The organism is Celeribacter marinus, from assembly GCF_965656515.1.
GTDB lineage: Bacteria > Pseudomonadota > Alphaproteobacteria > Rhodobacterales > Rhodobacteraceae > Celeribacter > Celeribacter marinus_D.
In genome coordinates this window covers 1-18,904 of the sequence record NZ_CBFHKW010000019.1, presented here as the reverse complement: position 1 = coordinate 18,904, position 18,904 = coordinate 1, and the positions used below count along the sequence as shown (strand labels likewise).

The 18,904-nt window shown below is 56.1% G+C and carries 19 protein-coding genes and 1 tRNA gene; 8 read left to right on the top strand and 12 right to left on the bottom strand.

Features of this window, described 5'->3' with window-relative positions; all coding sequences use genetic code 11:
* Positions 1 to 22 precede the first annotated feature (22 nt).
* Positions 23 to 733 (top strand): Hint domain-containing protein, encoded by a 711-nt coding sequence (locus ACTG34_RS06245; RefSeq protein ID WP_439104115.1) that lies wholly within the window; start codon positions 23 to 25, stop codon positions 731 to 733.
* A 71-nt stretch (positions 734 to 804) separates the two neighbouring features.
* Here ACTG34_RS06245 and ACTG34_RS06240 read toward each other — a convergent pair whose 3' ends face one another.
* The 7 genes from ACTG34_RS06240 to ACTG34_RS06210 all read right to left on the bottom strand — a co-directional run bounded on the left by ACTG34_RS06240 (position 805) and on the right by ACTG34_RS06210 (position 8,507).
* Positions 805 to 3,012, bottom strand: a complete 2,208-nt coding sequence (locus ACTG34_RS06240; protein WP_439104114.1) for a 3-hydroxyacyl-CoA dehydrogenase NAD-binding domain-containing protein — start codon at positions 3,010 to 3,012, stop codon at positions 805 to 807.
* A 12-nt stretch (positions 3,013 to 3,024) separates the two neighbouring features.
* Positions 3,025 to 4,236, bottom strand: coding sequence for an acetyl-CoA C-acetyltransferase (locus ACTG34_RS06235; protein WP_439104113.1), 1,212 nt, complete (start codon positions 4,234 to 4,236; stop codon positions 3,025 to 3,027).
* Positions 4,237 to 4,246: 10 nt separating this feature from the next.
* Positions 4,247 to 4,885, bottom strand: a complete 639-nt coding sequence (locus tag ACTG34_RS06230) for a glutathione S-transferase family protein (protein WP_439104112.1) — start codon at positions 4,883 to 4,885, stop codon at positions 4,247 to 4,249.
* A gap of 319 nt (positions 4,886 to 5,204) precedes the next feature.
* Positions 5,205 to 5,417: a hypothetical protein gene (locus ACTG34_RS06225; RefSeq protein WP_439104111.1), complete on the bottom strand. Its 213-nt coding sequence runs from the start codon at positions 5,415 to 5,417 to the stop codon at positions 5,205 to 5,207.
* 92 nt (positions 5,418 to 5,509) lie between these two features.
* Positions 5,510 to 7,282: an acyl-CoA dehydrogenase C-terminal domain-containing protein gene (locus ACTG34_RS06220; RefSeq protein ID WP_439104110.1), complete on the bottom strand. Its 1,773-nt coding sequence runs from the start codon at positions 7,280 to 7,282 to the stop codon at positions 5,510 to 5,512.
* A gap of 46 nt (positions 7,283 to 7,328) precedes the next feature.
* A complete protein-coding gene (locus ACTG34_RS06215; protein ID WP_439104109.1) occupies positions 7,329 to 7,709 on the bottom strand; it encodes a MerR family transcriptional regulator in 381 nt (126 codons plus the stop codon).
* A 426-nt stretch (positions 7,710 to 8,135) separates the two neighbouring features.
* Positions 8,136 to 8,507, bottom strand: coding sequence for a MerR family transcriptional regulator (locus ACTG34_RS06210; RefSeq protein ID WP_439104108.1), 372 nt, complete (start codon positions 8,505 to 8,507; stop codon positions 8,136 to 8,138).
* Between the two features lie 273 nt (positions 8,508 to 8,780).
* Here ACTG34_RS06210 and ACTG34_RS06205 point away from each other — a divergent pair, with 273 nt between their 5' ends.
* Genes ACTG34_RS06205 through ACTG34_RS06195 form a run of 3 tightly spaced genes read left to right on the top strand, consistent with a single transcriptional unit; the run spans position 8,781 to position 11,003 of the window.
* Positions 8,781 to 9,203, top strand: coding sequence for a PaaI family thioesterase (locus tag ACTG34_RS06205; protein WP_439104107.1), 423 nt, complete (start codon positions 8,781 to 8,783; stop codon positions 9,201 to 9,203).
* Positions 9,203 to 9,670, top strand: coding sequence for a PaaI family thioesterase (locus ACTG34_RS06200; RefSeq protein WP_439104106.1), 468 nt, complete (start codon positions 9,203 to 9,205; stop codon positions 9,668 to 9,670). The genes ACTG34_RS06205 and ACTG34_RS06200 overlap by 1 nt, the downstream gene beginning before the upstream one ends.
* Positions 9,663 to 11,003, top strand: coding sequence for an MATE family efflux transporter (locus ACTG34_RS06195; RefSeq protein ID WP_439104105.1), 1,341 nt, complete (start codon positions 9,663 to 9,665; stop codon positions 11,001 to 11,003). Before ACTG34_RS06200 ends, ACTG34_RS06195 begins: the two co-directional genes overlap by 8 nt.
* Here ACTG34_RS06195 and ACTG34_RS06190 read toward each other — a convergent pair.
* Together ACTG34_RS06190 and ACTG34_RS06185 are read right to left on the bottom strand one after the other, a co-directional pair.
* A complete protein-coding gene (locus ACTG34_RS06190) occupies positions 11,000 to 12,073 on the bottom strand; it encodes a quinone-dependent dihydroorotate dehydrogenase (RefSeq protein ID WP_439104104.1) in 1,074 nt (357 codons plus the stop codon). The two genes, ACTG34_RS06195 and ACTG34_RS06190, sit on opposite strands and share 4 nt — an antisense overlap.
* Positions 12,070 to 12,420 carry a DUF952 domain-containing protein gene (locus tag ACTG34_RS06185; protein WP_439104136.1) on the bottom strand — a complete coding sequence of 117 codons (351 nt, stop codon included), beginning with the start codon at positions 12,418 to 12,420 and terminating at the stop codon, positions 12,070 to 12,072. The genes ACTG34_RS06190 and ACTG34_RS06185 overlap by 4 nt, the downstream gene beginning before the upstream one ends.
* A 185-nt stretch (positions 12,421 to 12,605) precedes the next feature.
* Between ACTG34_RS06185 and ACTG34_RS06180 the strand changes: the two genes are divergently transcribed.
* A complete protein-coding gene (locus ACTG34_RS06180; RefSeq protein ID WP_439104103.1) occupies positions 12,606 to 14,183 on the top strand; it encodes a bifunctional metallophosphatase/5'-nucleotidase in 1,578 nt (525 codons plus the stop codon).
* 121 nt (positions 14,184 to 14,304) lie between these two features.
* Here the strand turns inward: ACTG34_RS06180 and ACTG34_RS06175 are convergent.
* A tRNA-Gly gene (locus ACTG34_RS06175) sits at positions 14,305 to 14,378 on the bottom strand.
* A gap of 204 nt (positions 14,379 to 14,582) precedes the next feature.
* On the opposite strand from ACTG34_RS06175, the gene ACTG34_RS06170 reads away from it, so the two are divergent.
* Positions 14,583 to 16,025: a UbiA family prenyltransferase gene (locus ACTG34_RS06170; protein ID WP_439104102.1), complete on the top strand. Its 1,443-nt coding sequence runs from the start codon at positions 14,583 to 14,585 to the stop codon at positions 16,023 to 16,025.
* Positions 16,026 to 16,050: 25 nt separating this feature from the next.
* Here the strand turns inward: ACTG34_RS06170 and rpe are convergent, their stop codons facing one another.
* Entirely contained in the window at positions 16,051 to 16,731 is a 681-nt protein-coding gene (gene rpe / locus ACTG34_RS06165; protein ID WP_439104101.1) for a ribulose-phosphate 3-epimerase, read from the bottom strand.
* Positions 16,732 to 16,936: 205 nt separating this feature from the next.
* On the opposite strand from rpe, the gene ACTG34_RS06160 reads away from it, so the two are divergent.
* Positions 16,937 to 17,869 carry a LysR family transcriptional regulator gene (locus tag ACTG34_RS06160; RefSeq protein ID WP_439104100.1) on the top strand — a complete coding sequence of 311 codons (933 nt, stop codon included), beginning with the start codon at positions 16,937 to 16,939 and terminating at the stop codon, positions 17,867 to 17,869.
* Here the strand turns inward: ACTG34_RS06160 and uraH are convergent.
* Complete coding sequence (uraH, locus tag ACTG34_RS06155; protein WP_439104099.1) at positions 17,854 to 18,207, bottom strand: hydroxyisourate hydrolase; 354 nt, start codon at positions 18,205 to 18,207, stop codon at positions 17,854 to 17,856. The genes ACTG34_RS06160 and uraH overlap by 16 nt on opposite strands.
* A gap of 165 nt (positions 18,208 to 18,372) precedes the next feature.
* Here uraH and ACTG34_RS06150 point away from each other — a divergent pair.
* Positions 18,373 to 18,904, top strand: a 532-nt coding sequence (locus ACTG34_RS06150) for a polysaccharide deacetylase family protein (RefSeq protein WP_439104098.1), incomplete at its 3' end; no start/stop codon positions are given.

Genomic DNA, 18,904 nt, shown 5'->3' with positions numbered 1-18,904 from the left:
GTCCGAGCAAGGGGATGACGATATGAAACTCGGTGAGATTTTCAGGACGCAACCAGCGCGAGATGCGCACGGCTTGCAGCGCGCGTGGACGTTCGCGCAACGGGATGCGTTCGCGCGCCCTATGATATCTGCGGGATTGATCGCGGGAACCCAAGTTGCCACAGGCCTCGGATGGCGCAAGATCGAGGCGGTACAAGAGGGCGACAAGGTGTTGACCTTCGATGATGGCTTGCAAACCGTTCAACGCCTAGAGCGTAGTTTCATCGATGCGCAAAGACACCGTGGACATATCGCAGATGCACCGATTTGTGTGCCTGAGGGGGCGCTTGGCAACCGTGATGCCCTGCTTATGTTACCCGATCAACCCGTCATGGTCGAAAGCGATTTGGGTGAGGAAATGTTCGGGGATCCCTTTACGCTTGTCCCCGCGATGTCTCTCATTGGCTTGAAGGGCATTCGTCAACACACCGACATAGACGTCTTTGACGTCGTCACACTTTATTTTGAGACAGAACAGGTTGTGTTCGCAAACGTTGGCGCCCTCTTTTACTGTCCGTCCTATTCGGGTGCGGACATGTTGCATATGGCGGACGAGTCCAATGTTCCGGGGTACGAGGTGTTATCGCCGGAAAAGGCGCGCAAATTGGTTGCGGCAATGATCCGTGAGGATGCAAGCGATGCGATTTGGTCCGACACAGGACGACATCAGTCTGCTCACGCCCGCGTGGCGTGACAGGCCGCCACCATTTAGTGAGATAGCCCGCGCAGACCTGCGCGGGCTTTGTTTTGTTTGGCGCTGTGCGATTAGGCCGCGGCTGTGTCCATGCCTGTACCGAACCGCCCGTAGAAGGTTTCGCCGCGATCTGCCATGTCACGCAAGAGGCTAGGTGTCGCAAAGCGCGGACCATGAGTAGCCGTCAGGTTGTCGCAAATCTCCACCGCTTTGGCCGCCCCAATGATGTCGAGCCATGAGAACGGACCACCCGACCACGGGGCAAAGCCCCAGCCAAGGATCGCGCCAACATCGCCTTCGCGAATATCGGTCAACACACCGTCTTCGAGGGCGCGCACGGCCTCAAGAACCTGCGCCATCATCAGGCGGTGTTGTACCTCATCCAAGTCGGGCTGCACATCGGCCACGGGGAACTCGGCGTTGAATCCGTCCCATAACAGGCCGCGCTTACCCGCCTCATCGTAGGTGTAGAACCCTGCGCCGTTCTTTTTGCCCAAACGGTTTTGATCGGCCATCCAGAACACAATCTCGTCCACGGCCTCATCGGGGTAGGCATCCCCCATCGCCGCTTTGGTCGCTTTGGCGATTTTGACACCCAGATCAATCGAGGTTTCATCGACCAGTTGAAGCGGGCCAAGCGGGAAGCCAAGAAGTTTCGCGCCGTTTTCAATCAGCGGCAGATCGACCCCCTCGGCGGCCAAACGAATGCCCTCATTGATGTAGGGAATGATGCAACGGTTGGCGTAGAAGAACCGAGCGTCATTGACCACGATCGGTGTCTTGCGGATTTGGCGCACAAAATCGAGCGCCTTGGCCACGGCAATGTCGCCTGTCTCTTTGCCCTTGATGATCTCTACGAGCAACATCTTGTCCACAGGGGAGAAGAAGTGAATGCCGATGAACTGTTCTGGGCGCACGGAGGCCTTGGCCAGTTCGGTTATGGGCAGGGTGGAGGTGTTGGAGGCAAAGATGCAGTCCTCGCCCACAATCGCCTCGACCTTTTTGGTCATTTCGGCTTTGACGCCGATGTCCTCGAACACGGCCTCAACGATCAGATCACAGCCCTTAAGCGCGTCCAGATCGGCGGTGGCGGTGATGCGCGATAGGACCTCGGCCTTTTTCTCGGGCGTGACTTTTTTGCGTGCGATACCCTTGTCGAGGATGCCCTCGGCGTAGGATTTGCCGCGATCTGCCGCGTCTTGGGCCTGATCGATCAACACGACCTCAATCCCTGCGTTGGCCGCGACATAGGCGATGCCTGCGCCCATCATGCCCGCGCCAAGAACGCCGACGCGGCTAACCTTTTGGTCGTCAACAGCGGGACGGTTCGCACCTTTTTCAAGCGCCTCTTTGTTGATGAAGAGCGAGCGGATCATCGCGGAGGACGAGGGGTTCATCAGCACATTGGTGAACCAACGCGCCTCGATTTTGAGTGCGGTATCGAACGGGACCATCGCGCCCTCGTAGACAGCCGAGAGCAAGGCCTTGGCGGCGGGATAGACGCCTTTGGTATTGCCATTGACCATCGCAGAGGCGCCGACAAAGGTCATAAAGCCCGCAGGGTGGTACGGTGCGCCACCTGGCATTTTCCATCCCTTTGCGTCCCATGGTTTGAGAATGTCGGCGTCTTTGGCCGATAACACCCATGCTTTGGCCGTGGCGAGCAGTTCAGCCGCAGGAACGACCTCATGCACCAACTGGCTCATCTTTGCCTTTTTGGGGTCGAGCATTCTGCCCTCAAGCAAAATAGGCGCGGCCGCCATTGCGCCAACCAGACGCGACACGCGGGTTGTGCCGCCCATGCCGGGGAAGATGCCGACCTTGATTTCGGGCAGGCCGATTTTAGCCTTTGGATTGTCGGCCGCAAAAATACGGTGCGTTGCCAGCGGCAACTCAAGGCCGATACCTAGGGCCGTTCCAGGCAGGGCTGCGGCAACAGGTTTGCCGCCCTTGTTGGTTTTGGGGTCCATGCCTGCGCGTTCGATTTTACGCAAGATGGCGTGCATGTTCATCAGGCCGTCCATGAGCCCTTGGGCGGGGTTGTCGCCTGCGGCCTCTTTCATCTTGGCGATGATGTTGAGGTCCATGCCGCCCGCGAAATCGGCCTTGGCCGAGGTGATCACGATGCCTTTGATGTCGTCATCTGCAAGGGCCGCGTCGAAACAGGCCTCAAGCTCGGTGATGCCCTCCATCGAGAGCACGTTCATGGATTTGTTGGGCACGTCCCATGTGATAACGCCAACGCCGTCTGCGTCTTTGCTTAGTGTAAAGTCAGCCATGTTTTCTCTCCCTTACACGCGTTCGATGATGGTTGCCGCACCCATGCCGGATGCGATGCACAAAGTTGCAAGGCCTGTGCCTTTGCCCGTGCGTTCCAATTCGTCGAGCAGCGTACCGATGATGATTGCGCCAGTCGCGCCAAGCGGGTGGCCCATTGCGATGGACCCGCCGTTGACGTTGACCTTTGAGGCGTCGACGTTGAACGCTTGCATAAACCGCATGACCACGGCGGCAAAAGCCTCGTTGACCTCAAACAGATCAATGTCTGAAATACTCATGCCACTGTCGGCCAAAATTTTCTGCGTGACGGGCACGGGGCCGGTGAGCATGATGGTCGGGTCGGTGCCGATTTTGGCGGTGGCGCGGATGCGGGCGCGGGGTTTGATGCCCCATTTTTCGCCGAATTCCTTGTTACCGATCAGCACGCCCGCCGCACCGTCGACGATCCCCGACGAGTTGCCCGCGTGGTGAATGTGGTTGATGCGTTCAAGGTGCGGGTATTTCATCAAGGCCACAGCATCAAAGCCGGGCATGACTTCGCCCATGTCTTTGAACGAGGCTTTGAGCGCGCCAAGCGCCTCAGTTGTGGTGCCTGGACGCATGTATTCGTCACGGTCCAAAATGGTCAGCCCGTTTTGATCGAGTACAGGAACAATGGATTTGTTGAACCTGTTGTCCGCCCATGCGGCTGCTGCGCGATTCTGGCTTTCAACGGCCAAGGCATCGGCCTGTTCACGTGAGAACCCGTATTCGGTCGCGATGATATCTGCGGAGATGCCTTGTGGTACAAAATAGGTCGACATCGCTAAAGACGGGTCTGCTGCGATGGCCGCGCCATCGGAGCCCATCGGGATGCGGCCCATCATTTCGACGCCGCCCGCGATATAGCCCATGCCCGCACCACCCTGCACTTGGTTCGCCGCAAGGTTTACGGCCTCCATGCCCGAGGCGCAAAAGCGGTTGATCGCCAGGCCGGGGATGGATTGATCAAGGTTGGAGGCCAGAACGGCCGTGCGTGCAAGGCACGCGCCCTGTTCTCCAATCGGCGTCACATTGCCCCAGATCACGTCCTCGACCGCGTGACACGAAAGGCCGTTGCGGTCGGCAAGCGCGTTGAGCATCAACGACGACAATCGCACGGATGTCACTTCGTGTAGGGCACCGTCTTTGCGGCCTTTGCCGCGCGGCGATCGTATCGCGTCATAAATATAGGCGTCGGTCATGTGGTCCTCCTCAGGCCTGCGTAGGAAATGCGCGCGGCATTAGATCGTAGGGATGTTGCCAACCGTCCAAGGCCTCGATGTTTGAAAGCCAACGGTCGATGTTCGTCCAATCCGCGCGGTGAAAGCCGAACGGTTCGGGGTAAAAGAGATAGGCGCAACACGATAGGTCCGCGATGGTCGGGCCTTGACCGCTCGCAACCCAAGGGTGGCTAGCAAGCTGCGTGTCGAGCACTTTGTAAGCGGCTTTAATGCGCGCTTGGGTAAATGCGATGACCTCGGCGGGGCGTTTGTCCTCAGGCAGAAAATTCATCAAAAAACGCGTCATGCCGATCTGGCTTGAAAACTTGTGATTGTCCCAAAAGGTCCACCGCAACACCTCGCGCGCCTCGGCCGCGCTCTGACCGCCGAACTGACCCGTCTGTTTGGAGAGATGATCGAGGATCACGCCCGATTGAGTCAACGTCAAATCACCGTCGACAAACACAGGACATTCGCCCATTGGGTTGAGCGCGGCAAATTCGGGGCTGCGGGCTTCGCCTTTGAAAAAGTCGACAAACCGTAGATCAAAATCGATCTTTGCGAGGCGCATCATCAACGCCACCTTATACGAATGGCCGCTTTCGCCAAAACCGTAGAGTGTAATCGTCATCCTGCGCGCTCTCCGAAATCGTGGTCCTGCACCCAATGTTGGATATTGGATATTTTTGCCAAGAAAAAGCGGGTCTGTTTACGAGCCTTTAACGGGCGCATGCGTTCAATGGTGTGGCGGAACAGGCGGGGACGCCGATGGCCGTCCAAGGAAAAGCCGCGTGGTGCGTGCGCAAAGAAGCAACCCGATGTAGAGGGCACGATTGCGACCGCACTACGCGCATTTTTCGTCCAAGTGCTATCTGTTTTTGCTTGGCTCAAATTTCCAAAATGCCCTGCGTGGCACGGATCGTTTGTTGTGAATGGCAGGGCTCGGACGGTCATTTTTTCCGTTTCTCCAAATCGGCTAGGAACAGACTTAGCCTGTGTTTGAGGTTTTCTTCGTGCGTCACGGATGTGAAGTTTTCGAACAGAAAAGATAACGCTTCTCCCTCCTCCAACTCCGCATCACGTGCGAATTTCTTAAGACGACGATAGCCATCTTCTGTCATTGAAACAGGAAAACGCCGCGTCATTCTAAATCGTGTGGGCATTGTTACGCTCCGTCAAAAGCCAAGGTGTTGCGTGCAAACAAAAACGCCCCCGCCGGATGGGCGAGGGCGTCTCAATTCGGGGTACGACAATCTTAGAAGCTTTCGGCGTCGAGTGCCATGACGGTATCCGCGCCACTTTCAATGCGTTTGAGCAAGGTCCCTGTCATCGGCAATTGGCGGGCCATATAGAACCGCGCTGTTGCCAGTTTGGTTTTGTGGAACTCAGGGTCGTCCGTGCCATTCTCAAGGGCAGCAAGCGACACTTTCGCCATCCGGCCCCACATCAGGCCAAGGCAGGTGTAACCAAACAAATGCATGAAATCATAAGAACCCGCGAGGGCCGCGTTGGGGTTTCTCATTCCGTGCTGCATAAAGAACATGCTGGCCGCTTGCAGGTCTTTGGACGCGCCTTTGAGGGGTTCGACGAAATCGGACATGTCCTCGTTGCTGTTGTCTTTGCAAAAGGTTTTGACCAAGTCAAAGAAGGCCATGACGTGTTTACCGCTATCCAGAGCCAATTTGCGGCCTACCAGATCGAGCGCTTGCACGCCGTTGGCACCCTCATAAATCTGGGTGATGCGGGCATCGCGGGTGAACTGTGACATGCCCCATTCTTCGATATAACCGTGGCCACCGTAGACCTGTTGCGCATTCACAGTCGCCTCGTACCCTTTGTCTGTCAGAAACCCTTTGAGGACGGGGGTCATCAGTGACACGAGGCCCTCGGCGTCTTTGTCGCCGCTTTTGTGGCCCGCGTCGATCAGTTGCGCCCCCCATAGCATAAAGGCCCGCGCGCCCTCGATGAAACTTTTCTGGTCCATCAGGTTGCGACGGATATCTGGGTGCACGATCAGCGGATCGGCGGGGCCATCAGGGTTGGCCACGCCCGTCACCGCGCGCCCTTGAAGGCGGTCTTTGGCGTAGATCACTGCGTTTTGATAGGCGGCTTCGGCTTGTGCCAAGCCCTGCATGCCCACGCCCAAACGCGCCTCGTTCATCATAGTGAACATCGCACGCATGCCTTTGTGCTCTTCGCCGAGCAAATAGCCCTCTGCCTCGTCGTAGTTCATGACGCAAGTGGAGTTGCCGTGGATGCCCATCTTTTCCTCGATTGATCCCACAGAAACACCGTTTGGCGCACCCACGGAGCCATCGTCGTTCACTTTGAACTTAGGGACAATAAAGAGCGACACGCCTTTGATGCCCTCGGGGCCACCCGCGATTTTCGCCAGCACGAGGTGGATGACGTTGTCGGACATGTCGTGATCGCCCGCGGAGATGAAGATTTTCTGACCGGAAATTTTAAAACTACCATCGGCGTTTGGTTCGGCTTTGGTGCGCATTAGACCGAGGTCCGTCCCACAATGTGGTTCGGTCAGGTTCATCGTGCCGGTCCACTCACAGGACGTCATTTTGGGCACATATGTTGCTTTTTGTGCATCTGTGCCGTGGACCAGAATGGCGGACACTGCGCCGTGGGTCAGGCCCTGATACATGGTGAACGCTTGGTTGGCGCCCGAAAACAATTCGCCTACGGCGGTGCCGATGACATATGGCATGCCTTGGCCGCCGAACTCTTCGGGCAGATCGAGGCCGGTCCAACCGCCTTCTTTCATCTGCTCGAACGCGGCTTTGAACCCTGTGGGCGTCGTGATGACACCGTTCTCAAACGTGCAGCCCTCTTTGTCGCCAACTGCATTGAGCGGGGCGATAACCTCACTGGCCAATTGGCCCGCGGCGTCTAAAATTGCTTCGGTAAACTCAGGCTCGAGATCGCCGTACCCGGGGATATCGGAGCCTGAGATATTCAGAACATCGTGTAGAACGTATTGGATGTCTTTCGTCGGTGCTGTGTAGCTAGGCATTGCCTTCTCCCTTGCAGTGCATCGGGAAGGTATTTGCCGCCCCGATCTATTCCATTGAACCGATTTCGCGTTCGGTCCAGTCAATCTGTTCTTCAAGCTCGCCCATAACCTGGAGCAGCTCGTCACGTTGCTTTTGCATCACGCCCAATTGGTGGCGATATGCGTGGAGCGTGCCAACCATTTGGGCGCGCCCGTTGTCTGCATCGCTATAAAGATCAAGCAGCTGCCGGATCTCTTCGAGCGAAAAGCCGAATCGTTTGCCCCGTAAAATCAACTTCAGGCGGGCGCGATCGCGGCGTGTGAAGAGACGTTTTTGTCCTTCACGGATTGGAAATAGAAGCTCCTTGGCTTCGTAAAAACGCAAAGTGCGTGGCGTCACATCGTGCGCATCACACATCTCGCGAATGGTCAGTACCTCATTTGTCACTTTATTCACTCCGGCGTCTGGGTTGACGGGCGCGGGTGGCCTGTCTGTGCTTTCGGCGCGAAGTGGATGCCTCGCTACCAGTCTACAAGTGCAATGCCCGCCACCAAAACTTTAACGTGGCGTCATTTGAGAAATGGTAAAATTTCCGGAATAGTTACCTAGCGGAAGGAGCAATATTGTTCTGGGCCTGACGATGCAAGCGATTTGATGTTTTCCACGTAAAAATACCAAAAAACCCTATTCGAAGCGCTTTGGGTTGCTTTTGTGCCATGTGTAAGATCGATCGTTTGGGGGGGCGAAATAGGTGAATTTTGCGGCGCGGACGGACGTTTTGAAATCATGTAGACCAATGGAACGTTACGTCGAAATACGGACGTGATCATCGATCGACGTGATGTACCGCGCACGCCGCCCTACGAGATGCAATTACTGAGCGGTTGAGGTGTGGGTTTCACCGCGCAAACTGCGTAATTCTTCGATAGCCTCGTCGAGTTCTTTGCGCTGTGCTTCGAGCGCGTGAAGCTGACGATCGGCCAGTTCGACAAAGGCATCGTTTTGCGCTTGTGTCCCTTTTTCTTCGTAGATCATCAGCCATTGGCGGATTTCTTCAAGGGAGAACCCATAGCGGCGACCACGCAAAATCAGCTTCATCCGCGCCAGTTCACGTGATGTATAAAAACGCGAGCGCCCTTCTTTCTCGGGATCGAGCAATTCGATGTATTCATAATAGCGCAATGTGCGTGGCGTCACATCGAATGTGGTGCACATCTCTTTGAAGCTTAAACGGTCATCGGACATTTCGATCCTCCTTGACGTGAGAGCTAAACGGGTTGGTTTAGAAAAGCAATTCGGTTCGACGCCTTCGCGCAAACCATAGTAAACACGGGTGAGTGTGATCAAGGATGTTCGTACCATTCGCGTGATCATTCTATAGTGAACACTCCCGCACGCGATAGGAATGCGACGTTACGTCATGTTGGACGTCAGGCCAAGCTTGCCGAAGCAAGATGCAAGTTTGCGCTTGCGGTTCCGCGGCTCAACCCGATTAATTGACCAAAGGGCGGGCATAATATGACGGATCAACGGACTAAAAACGCACGACAATTTATTGAGGCTATTCCCCATAGTCGTGATTTGGGTATGGAACTCACGCAAATCGATGCACAGGGTGCCACGATCACGATGCCCTATCTTGAGAAATTGATCGGTGATCCCGCGACGGGCGTTATCCATGGCGGCGCTATTTCGGCACTAATGGATACGTGTGCCGGTGCTGCGGTCATGAGCCATCCCAAAGCCGGCTATGCGACTGCGACACTTGATTTGCGAATTGATTATATGCGCTCTGCGGTGCCGCATCACACGATTACCGCCCGCGCCGAATGCTATCACATGACACGCTCGGTTGCGTTCGTGCGTGCCACGGCGACGGATGGTACGTCCGACATACCCGTGGCAACAGCAACCGGCGCCTTTACCGTGGAGCGCGCATAATGAGCGAGATTTTGAACCGCGACGTGTTGCTCGCGAACCTGATGCGCAACGTTCCATATGTCGCATTTATGGGGTTTGAGTTTTCCGCTGAAGGCGAGGCCTTGGCGGCAAAAATGCCCTACCGGCCCAATTTGATCGGCAATCCTGCCTTGCCTGCGCTGCACGGCGGGGCCATTGCGTCCTTTCTCGAAATGACGGCCTTTATGACTTTGGGATGGTCTCGGATTTGGATGGGTGATGGCGGTATTTCGGCTCAGGGCGAGGTTTGGCCGTCGATTCCCAAGACCATTGATCTAACGGTTGATTATATGCGCTCTGGCAAGCCGCAGGAAACATTTGCGAGTGCGCGCATTACGCGTGCAGGGCGCAGGTTCGCGACAGTGCACGCCACGGCATGGCAGGAGGATCGCGACCGCCCGATTGCCGATGCGATGTGTCATTTCTTGATGCCGCGCTGCGATGGCTGATCTGGCGAAAGCTGGGCAAGTGGAGTTGCGACCCTTGACCCACAAGCGCATGTTGGCGATTGCATTGCCGATCGTGTTGTCCAATGCCACCGTCCCGATTTTGGGCGCGGTGGATACGGGCGTGGTCGGGCAAATGGGCGCGGCGGCCCCGATTGGCGCTGTCGGAATAGGCGCTGTCATTCTTGCCTCGATCTATTGGATTTTCGGGTTTTTGCGCATGGGCACCACCGGCCTCGTGGCCCAAGCCCGTGGGGCAGGGGACGCCGCAGAAGTGTCCGCTTATCTGACACGTGCGCTGATGATTGCCGCCCTCGCGGGGGTCTGTTTGATCGTCTTGCAGGCGCCAATCCTGAACGGTGCGTTTCACGTCTCGCCGGCCTCGCCAGAGGTCGAGAGTCTCGCGCGGTCTTACATCGCGATCCGCATTTGGTCGGCTCCCTTTGCCATTTGTCTTTTTGGTCTTACGGGATGGTTGATCGCGCAAGAGCGCACACGGGCCGTTTTGTTACTCCAACTGTGGATGAACGGGGTCAATATCGTCTTGGATATCTGGTTCGTCCTAGGCCTCGGGTGGGGCGTGCAAGGCGTGGCTATAGCAACCGTGATCGCAGAGATGAGCGGGGCGGCACTTGGCCTATGGTTGTGTCGCGAGGCGTTTTCGACCCCCGCGTGGCGTGATTGGGCCGTTGTGCTCAAGGCCGAGCGCCTTGTGCATATGGCGCGGGTCAACACCGATATCTTGATCCGCTCCGTTCTGCTGTTGTCGGTAATGGTATCGTTTGCATTCTTGGGTGCGGGTTTTGGCGATGTCACGTTGGCCGCCAACCAGATCCTGATGCAGTTCATCGAGATTACGGCATATGCGCTTGACGGATTTGCCTTTGCCGCCGAGGCGATTGTGGGAACGGCCGTTGGTGCGCGATCGCGTGATGCGTTTCGGCGTGGGGTACTTTTGGTATCGTTTTGGGGCGTGGTGGTCGCCCTCTGTCTCGCCGTATCCTTTGCGATATTTGGCGGCACGATCATTGACGCCATGACCACGGCCACCAATGTGCGGATCGAGGCGCGCACGTATCTGTGGTGGATGGTTCTTGCCCCACTCTTGGGGTTGGCCTCGTGGATGCTCGACGGGGTGTTCATTGGGGCCACGCGCACCCGTGACATGCGCAACATGATGGTGCTGTCAGTGGCGATCTATTTTGCCGCGGTGTGGACCATGGTTCCGCTATTGGGCAATAACGGCCTTTGGGCCGCATTGATCATCAGCTACATCGCGCGCGGGATCACGCTGGGGTGGAAATACCCCGCCCTTGAGCGCGGCGTGGCGGATTAAAGCCAATCACCGCGCTGTGTTCCAACCGCCTCAGCAACTGTTTCAAACCCGTCCGCTTTGAGCAAATCGTCGATGCCCTTCGCGATGCGCGGGGCGAGCGATAGCCCACGATAGACCATCGCGGAATAAAGCTGAACGGCAGACGCCCCTGCACGAATTTTGGTGTAGGCATCTAGAGCGGATTCAATGCCGCCCACGCCAACCAGCGGTACGTCTTTGCCTAAATTGCGCGATAGACGCGCCAGAACGCGCGTAGATTTTTCGAATAGCGGCTTGCCTGAAAGCCCGCCCATTTCTCCCTTATGCGTACTTTTCAAACCATCGCGGGAGAACGTGGTGTTGGTCGCAATCACCGCGTCTATGCCCGATTTTCGCGCCACTTCAGCAATTTCGTCGATTTCGGAACTGTCGAGATCAGGTGCGATTTTGAGGAACACAGGCACAGATTTTTCGAGCCCCTTACGTGCATCCATGACACCGCTGAGCAATGCTTCTAGGGCTTCCGGCCCCTGTAGATCACGCAGCTTTTCGGTGTTGGGGGAGGACACATTGACCGTGGCAAAGTCTATGAGATTGCCGCAATGCGCCAGTACGCGGGCAAAGTCGGCCGCACGGTCATCGCTATCTTTGTTGGCTCCGAGGTTCAGACCGACAGGAATTTCGATTTTGCGGTTAGATTGACGACAGCGCCCAAGACGGTCTGCAATGACCTCCATCCCGTCATTATTGAACCCGAACCGGTTGATGACCGCGCGGTCCTCGGTCAAGCGGAACAGGCGGGGCTTGGCATTGCCAGATTGCGCGCGTGGGGTCGCGGCCCCCAGTTCAATAAAGCCAAATCCAGCGCGTGACAGTTGCGGGATCGCTTCTGCATTTTTGTCAAATCCGGCGGCCAGTCCAACGGGATTGGGCAATGTGAGGCCAGCAATCGTTGTCTTGAGCCGGTGTGAGGTCACTGGGCCAGGCAAGGGGGCAAACCCTGCGCGCAATGCGGTGAGCGCCAGCGTGTGCGCGCGCTCTGGATCGAGTTTGCGCAATACGGCAAGGCCGATTTTCTCGGTGAGACTCATACCATATCCTCAGGAAATACGTGGCTGTCTGGTGCGTCGTTTAGGGCAAGGGGCAGGGGCTTGTCCCACACCACATCGCTCAGGCGCAAATTGCGATACAGGTGGGGAAAGAGCGCGCCACCGCGCGAAGGTTCCCACCTAACATCGGCACTCATGGCATCGACGTCACAGGCCAAAAGAACCAAACCGTCGACACCTGCGAACCATTTGGACGCGGTTTCGCGCGCCTGTGCCGCCGTGGAGAAATGGACGTAACCGTCCACGATATCCACGGGCGCACCCTTAGTGTCGCCCTTGGCTTGTAGCTCGGCCCATTCGTCGGCACGGAATATTTTGTAGATCATCATGGGCGGGTGATGCCCCCAAGCGGTGCCTGCGTCAAGCACCGCGTGCGAGTCGATCTGCGGCGCACTGTCTACTTTGCCCGTCATATAGGCGTTACACCGCGTCTTTAGCGCTAATGTTGACAGATCCTTTGACTCTTTGATCAAGTGTTTGCAGCATCATGATGTAACTCAACAGGGGGGCAGTTATGCTCAAGAAGATTCTCACAACAACCGCAGCAATGTCGCTATGCGCGGGCGCAGCCTACGCTGATTATTCGCTGACGGTTTTGCACACCAATGATTTCCATGCGCGGTTTGAGCCGATCTCTAAATACGATTCGGGCTGTTCCTCCGAGGACAACACCGAGGGCAAATGCTTTGGCGGCTCCGCACGTCTCGTCACCGCCATTGAGGACGCGCGTTCGCGCACCAATAATTCCATCTTGGTGGATGGCGGCGATCAGTTCCAAGGCACGCTGTTCTACACCTACTACAAAGGTAAACTTGCCGCCGAGATGATGAACAAAATGGGCTATGACGCGATGACTGTGGGCAACCACGAGTTTGACGATGGTCCCGAAGTTCTACGTGGATTCATGGATGCGCTCGATTTCCCCGTATTGATGTCCAACGCCGATTTTTCGGGTGAGGCATTTCTTGCGGATAAGCTGCTGAAATCGACGATCATTGAACGTGGTGGTGAGAAGCTTGGCCTCATTGGTCTTACGCCGCAAAACACCGACGAACTCGCCTCCCCTGGTCCTAACGTGATTTTCACCGATCCGTCTGAGGCTGTTCAAGGCGAAGTGGACAAACTCACAGCCGAGGGCGTGAACAAGATCATCGTACTGTCCCACTCGGGCTACCGCGTCGATCAAATCGTGGCGGCAAACACCACAGGCGTTGACATTATTGTGGGTGGCCACACCAACACCTTGTTGTCCAATAGCAACGAGCGCGCCGAAGGCCCATATCCAACAATGGTCGGCTCGACGGCCATCGTGTCGGCTTATGCTTACGGTAAATTCCTTGGGGAATTGAACGTGACGTTTGATGATGACGGCAACGTGACCGAAGCATCGGGTGAGCCGCTCATTATGGATGCGGCTGTGACCGAGGACGCGACCACCGTTGCGCGTATTGCCGAAGCCGCAGTGCCGCTTGATGAAATCCGCAACAAGGTCGTCGCACAAACCGCCGAGGCTATCGATGGCTCGCGTGACGTGTGTCGTCACATGGAATGCCAGATGGGCAATCTTGTTGCCGATGCGATGTTGGACCGCGTCAAAGATCAGGGTATTCATGTTGCACTTGCCAACTCTGGTGGCTTGCGCGCGTCTATTGATGCCGGTGACGTGACACAGGGCGAAGTCCTCACAGTGCTGCCGTTCCAGAACACGCTTTCGACATTTTTCGTCGATGGCGCGATGCTAAAGGCCGCGCTTGAAAACGGGATGGGTCAATTTGACAATCCTGAGGATGATGGTCGGTTTCCACAGGTTGCGGGCATGACGTTCACGGTCGAGAGTGGCAACGCCACGGGCGAACGCGTGGTCGACATCATGATCGATATGGACGGCACATGGGAGCCGCTCGATATGTCCAAAACCTACGGCGTTGTGTCCAACAACTACGTGCGCAATGGCGGTGACGGCTATAAAATGTTCCGTGAGGCCAGCAACGTCTATGACTTTGGTCCCGATTTGGCCGATGTGACCGCGGAGTTCATCGCGGCAAACGCGCCATACACGCCCTACACAGATGGCCGTATTACGATGAAATAAAGGAGTCGTTTGACTCTTATGAAAGCCCTCGCCGGTGTGCGGGGGCTTTTTCTATTCAATGCGCCGCACGCGACATACAGATCGCTGTAAGCGTAACATATTTTGTTTTTTTTGAGATTTATGGAGCGGGTGACGGGAATCGAACCCGTGTCATCAGCTTGGAAGGCTGAGGTCTTACCATTACACAACACCCGCTCGGGTGAGAGTGGAATTAGGGCATCGCGCCGCGCGGGTCAAGACGGATTGCGTGACTCAATTGCCCCGACGGCCCATCTTTGTGACCTTAAATCTTCGCAGGCCTTGCCAAAAAGCTGCAACCCGTTGGATATGTGAAGCTGAAACACAAACCAAAGTATCGCCCCGCATGGAGTTGGGGCGCAGTTGAGGTGCATCGTGAGTATGACAACAGACGTAAACGAGACCAAAGGTACGGTTCTGGCCGTTGATTTGGACGGTACTTTGTTGCAGTCGGACATGCTGCACGAAACCTTTTGGAATGCTGCCTCGCACGACTGGAGCGCTGCAATCCGTGCGGTCCGAACGTTGAAGTCAGGCAAAGCCGCACTCAAACGCGATCTCGCAACGCGGGCATCTGTGGATGTAACCACGCTGCCCTACAATCGTGAGGTGCTCGACTACATTGCCAAATGGCGCGATGGCGGTGGGGTGGTCGTACTTGTAACAGCAACGGATCAAATACTAGCGGATCAAATTGCCACACATTTGGGCGTATTTGATGCGGTTTATGGGTCAGATGGCGACCGAAATCTAAAAGGGCAAATCAAGGCGGAGTTTCTCGTGGATCTCTACGGGGAACGCGGGTTTGCCTATGTCGGGGACCATGCGGCCGATCTTGATGTGTGGGCGCATGCGGCGCGCGCCATAACGGTCAACGCGTCCGAGGCCTTGCATGCGCAGGTGTGCGCAATCGGCATTGAGGTTGAGCATCTGGGCACCGCACATATTGACCGCAAACCCTATATCAAAGCACTGCGCCCGCACCAATGGCTCAAAAACATTTTGGTGTTTGTGCCGCTGCTACTGGCGCACCATTTGGATGCCGTCTCATTTGCACGCGCTCTTATGGCCTTTGTCGCGTTCTCTTTGGTGGCCTCGTCGGTCTATGTGCTCAACGATTTACTCGACCTCAACGCGGACCGAGCGCATGCCCGCAAGTGCAAGCGTCCCTTTGCGGCGGGGACCGTCCCGATTGCGCATGGTACGGCAATGGCGGGCGTTTTGTTGGGCGCGGGGGCGGTGCTCTCCGTGGCGCTTGGTCCGATCTTCTTGTTTGTTATGCTGAGCTATTACGCCATGACCACCGCCTATTCGTTCTATTTCAAACGCCGCGCCGTGATCGATGTTTCGGTTCTATCGGGCCTTTATACCCTGCGCATCATTGCGGGGGGCGTGGCCGTTGGTGTGCCGCTATCAATGTGGCTTCTCGCGTTTTCGGTATTCTTTTTCTTTGCCTTGGCGGCGGTCAAACGTCAGGCGGAATTGGTGGACAATATAAACGCTGGAAAGGTGCAAGCCGAGGGTCGTGGGTATCGCAATGAGGACGCCGAAGTGATTTCGCAAATGGCGCTGGGTACGGGGTATGTGTCGATCCTCGTCCTCGCCCTTTACATGAATTCGCCAGATGTTGCGTTGCTCTATTCCAACCCGCCGGCGCTCTGGGGAATTTGTCTGATTTTGTTGTTCTGGATCAGTCGTATCGTATTACTGACACATCGCGGCGAGATGCATGATGATCCGATTGTCTTTGCGGTGCGCGACCGCATTAGCCGTTTGTGCGGCATGATGGTTGTGGGCTTTGCGGTTCTTGGCGCGGTCATGTAACCGCGCCAATGTTCATTTGGGCCGCTTAGCCCTGCGCGGCCGCGCGGATCGCCTTGATGTTATCGCCGTAGACGGATGGCATGTCGACCGATCCACCGCGAAATACGGCTGATCCAGCCACAAGAACGTCTGCACCCGCAGCGGCAACAAGGGGTGCCGTTGCCGTGTCAACACCACCGTCAATTTCAATATGAACCTCACGGTCACCAATCATCGCGCGCAGCGTGCGAATTTTGTCTGTCATGTCGATAAACTTTTGACCTCCAAAGCCGGGGTTCACGGTCATCACGCAAATGAGGTCAGTGAGGTCCAAAAGGTGTTCAACAGCTTGGGCAGGCGTGCCGGGGTTGAGCGCGACACCCGCTTTCATACCTGCGCCTTTGATGGCTTGTAGGGTGCGATGCGTGTGCGGGCCAGCCTCGATATGCGCCGTCAGGATGTCGGCTCCTGCTTCGGCGTAGGCGTCGATGTAGGCATCGACTGGCGAGATCATGAGGTGCACATCCATCACCGTTTTGACGTGCGGGCGAAACGCTTTTACGGCGGGCGGCCCGAATGTCAGGTTTGGAACAAAATGACCGTCCATCACATCGATATGGACCCAATCGGCACCTTGCGCCTCGATGGCTTGGATTTCTGCGCCAAAGTTGGCGAAATCAGCGGATAGAATAGAGGGTGCGATTTTGATCGAGCGATTGAATGTCATGGTTGTCTCCTCGCGGGCATATGTGGCGTTGCGCGCCAAAACAGGTAGGCTCCTATGTCCCGCATCTGTGTGCGCGGCGCAAGGGTCCACAATGCCACAACTTAGGGCACATGTTGCGCACGACGCGATGATAAACGGCGCTAGAATGTCGCCAGTATTCGTATATTGTAGCAATACACGCCACAGCATCAAAAAAAACAAAACAATGTCATATCTCGATAACATCCGCACCTTCGTGCGCGTCTACGAATTGGGTAGCATGTCCGCCGCAGGGCGTGATTTGCGCATTTCCCCCGCCGTCACATCATCGCGTATCTCTCAATTGGAGGTGCATTTGAGCGTGCGCTTGTTTCAACGAACCACACGAAGCCTCACACCAACCGAACATGGTCGGGCCTTTTATGGCGGAGCCTGTGAGATTCTTGAGGCTGTTGAAAACGCCGAGGCGCAGGTGGTCAATATCACCGAAAACCCAAAGGGACCGTTGTATGTGGCGGCCCCGCTCGGGGTTGGGCGCCGTCTAATCGCGCCGCTGATCGCCGAGTTTTTGCGGGCCTATCCTGAGGTGAATATCCGGCTGCGCCTGACCGATCGCACCGTGGATCTCACCACCGAGGGGCTTGATCTGGCGTTCTTTCTTGGACAGCCAGAGGATAGCAATCTGCGCATCCGCAAAATCGCGGATATTGAACGCATTTTGTGCGCGTCTCCCGCATATATAGAGGCACATGGAAATCCTGCATCGGGTGACGAGTTGATTGCGGACAAGCATGAGTGCTTAAATCTGCGTTTTCCGGGGGCTACGGAGTTTCAATGGCGGTTGATGACGCCATCGGGGCCAAAACGGTTCCGTGTCGAGGGGCGATATGAATCGGACGATGGCGATGTCTTGACGGATTGGGCGTTGGCGGGAAATGGAATCGTACTCAAGCCGATTTTCGAAATTATTGACCACCTCAAAGAGGGCCGTTTGATCCCTGTGGCAACAAACACGCCACCTGAAGCAATTCAGATGGCGTGTTTGTATACGCATCGCAGACGTCAGGATCCAAAAACGCGATTGTTCATGGAATTTGTCATCGAGCGGATCGGTGCGGCTGTCCGCGACAGCTCGATCACGGCTCAGCTGCCGCGATAGGTCGAATATCCAAACGGCGAGAGCAGCAGCGGGACGTGATAGTGCGAGGCCTCGGACATGCCAAAACGTAGCGGGATCACATCGAGAAAGCGTGGTTCTTCGGGCGGCGTGCCGATTGCATCGAGGTAGGCCCCCGCATGGAATACCAACTCGTACACACCCGTTTCAAAGGCGCTGGCGGGTAAAATTTGCTCGTCCGTGCGCCCGTCCGCGTTCGTCACAAGGGTCTTGAGCAGCGTGCGCGTTTCACCGTCCATTTTGTAGAGGTCAATTTTCAAGCCGCTCGCGGGGCAACCGCGCGCCGTATCAAGCACGTGAGTCGTCAAATATCCGGACATAGGATGCCTATCCTTTAGGTTTGCAGATGCACAGTTGCACAATAATAAGCAGAGTGTACGACAATGCGCAAAAAGCCCGAAGCAAAATGCTCCTTATGATTTTTTTTGAAAATGGAATGAATAATTTAGGGTACTGATATTCTAATCTATGGAGGAATACTGTCTGTGCATCGCTACCCTCGTGATATGACCGGATACGGCGCAACGCCGCCCAACGCAAATTGGCCCGATGGCGCAAAAATTGCCGTTCAAATCGTCCTCAATTATGAGGAGGGCGGGGAAAACAATATCTTGCATGGCGATGCGGCGTCAGAGGCATTCCTGTCCGAAATTACCGGCGCGCAACCGTGGCAGGGTCAGCGGCACTGGAACATGGAATCGATCTACGAATACGGATCACGCGCAGGGTTCTGGCGTGTTCATCGGATGTTGGCTGATCTTCCTGTGACGGTTTACGGCGTGGCTACCGCGCTGGCGCGCGCGCCCGAGCAGGTTGCGGCAATGAAAGCCGCGCAATGGGAAATTGCCAGCCACGGCCTAAAGTGGGTCGAGCACAAGGATATGTCCGAGGACGATGAGCGCGCGCAGATCGCCGAGGCTATTCGTCTGCATACCGAAGTCGTGGGCGAGCCGCCGCGCGGATGGTACACGGGGCGATGTTCGAACAATACGGTGCGTCTTGCCGCCGAAACCGGTC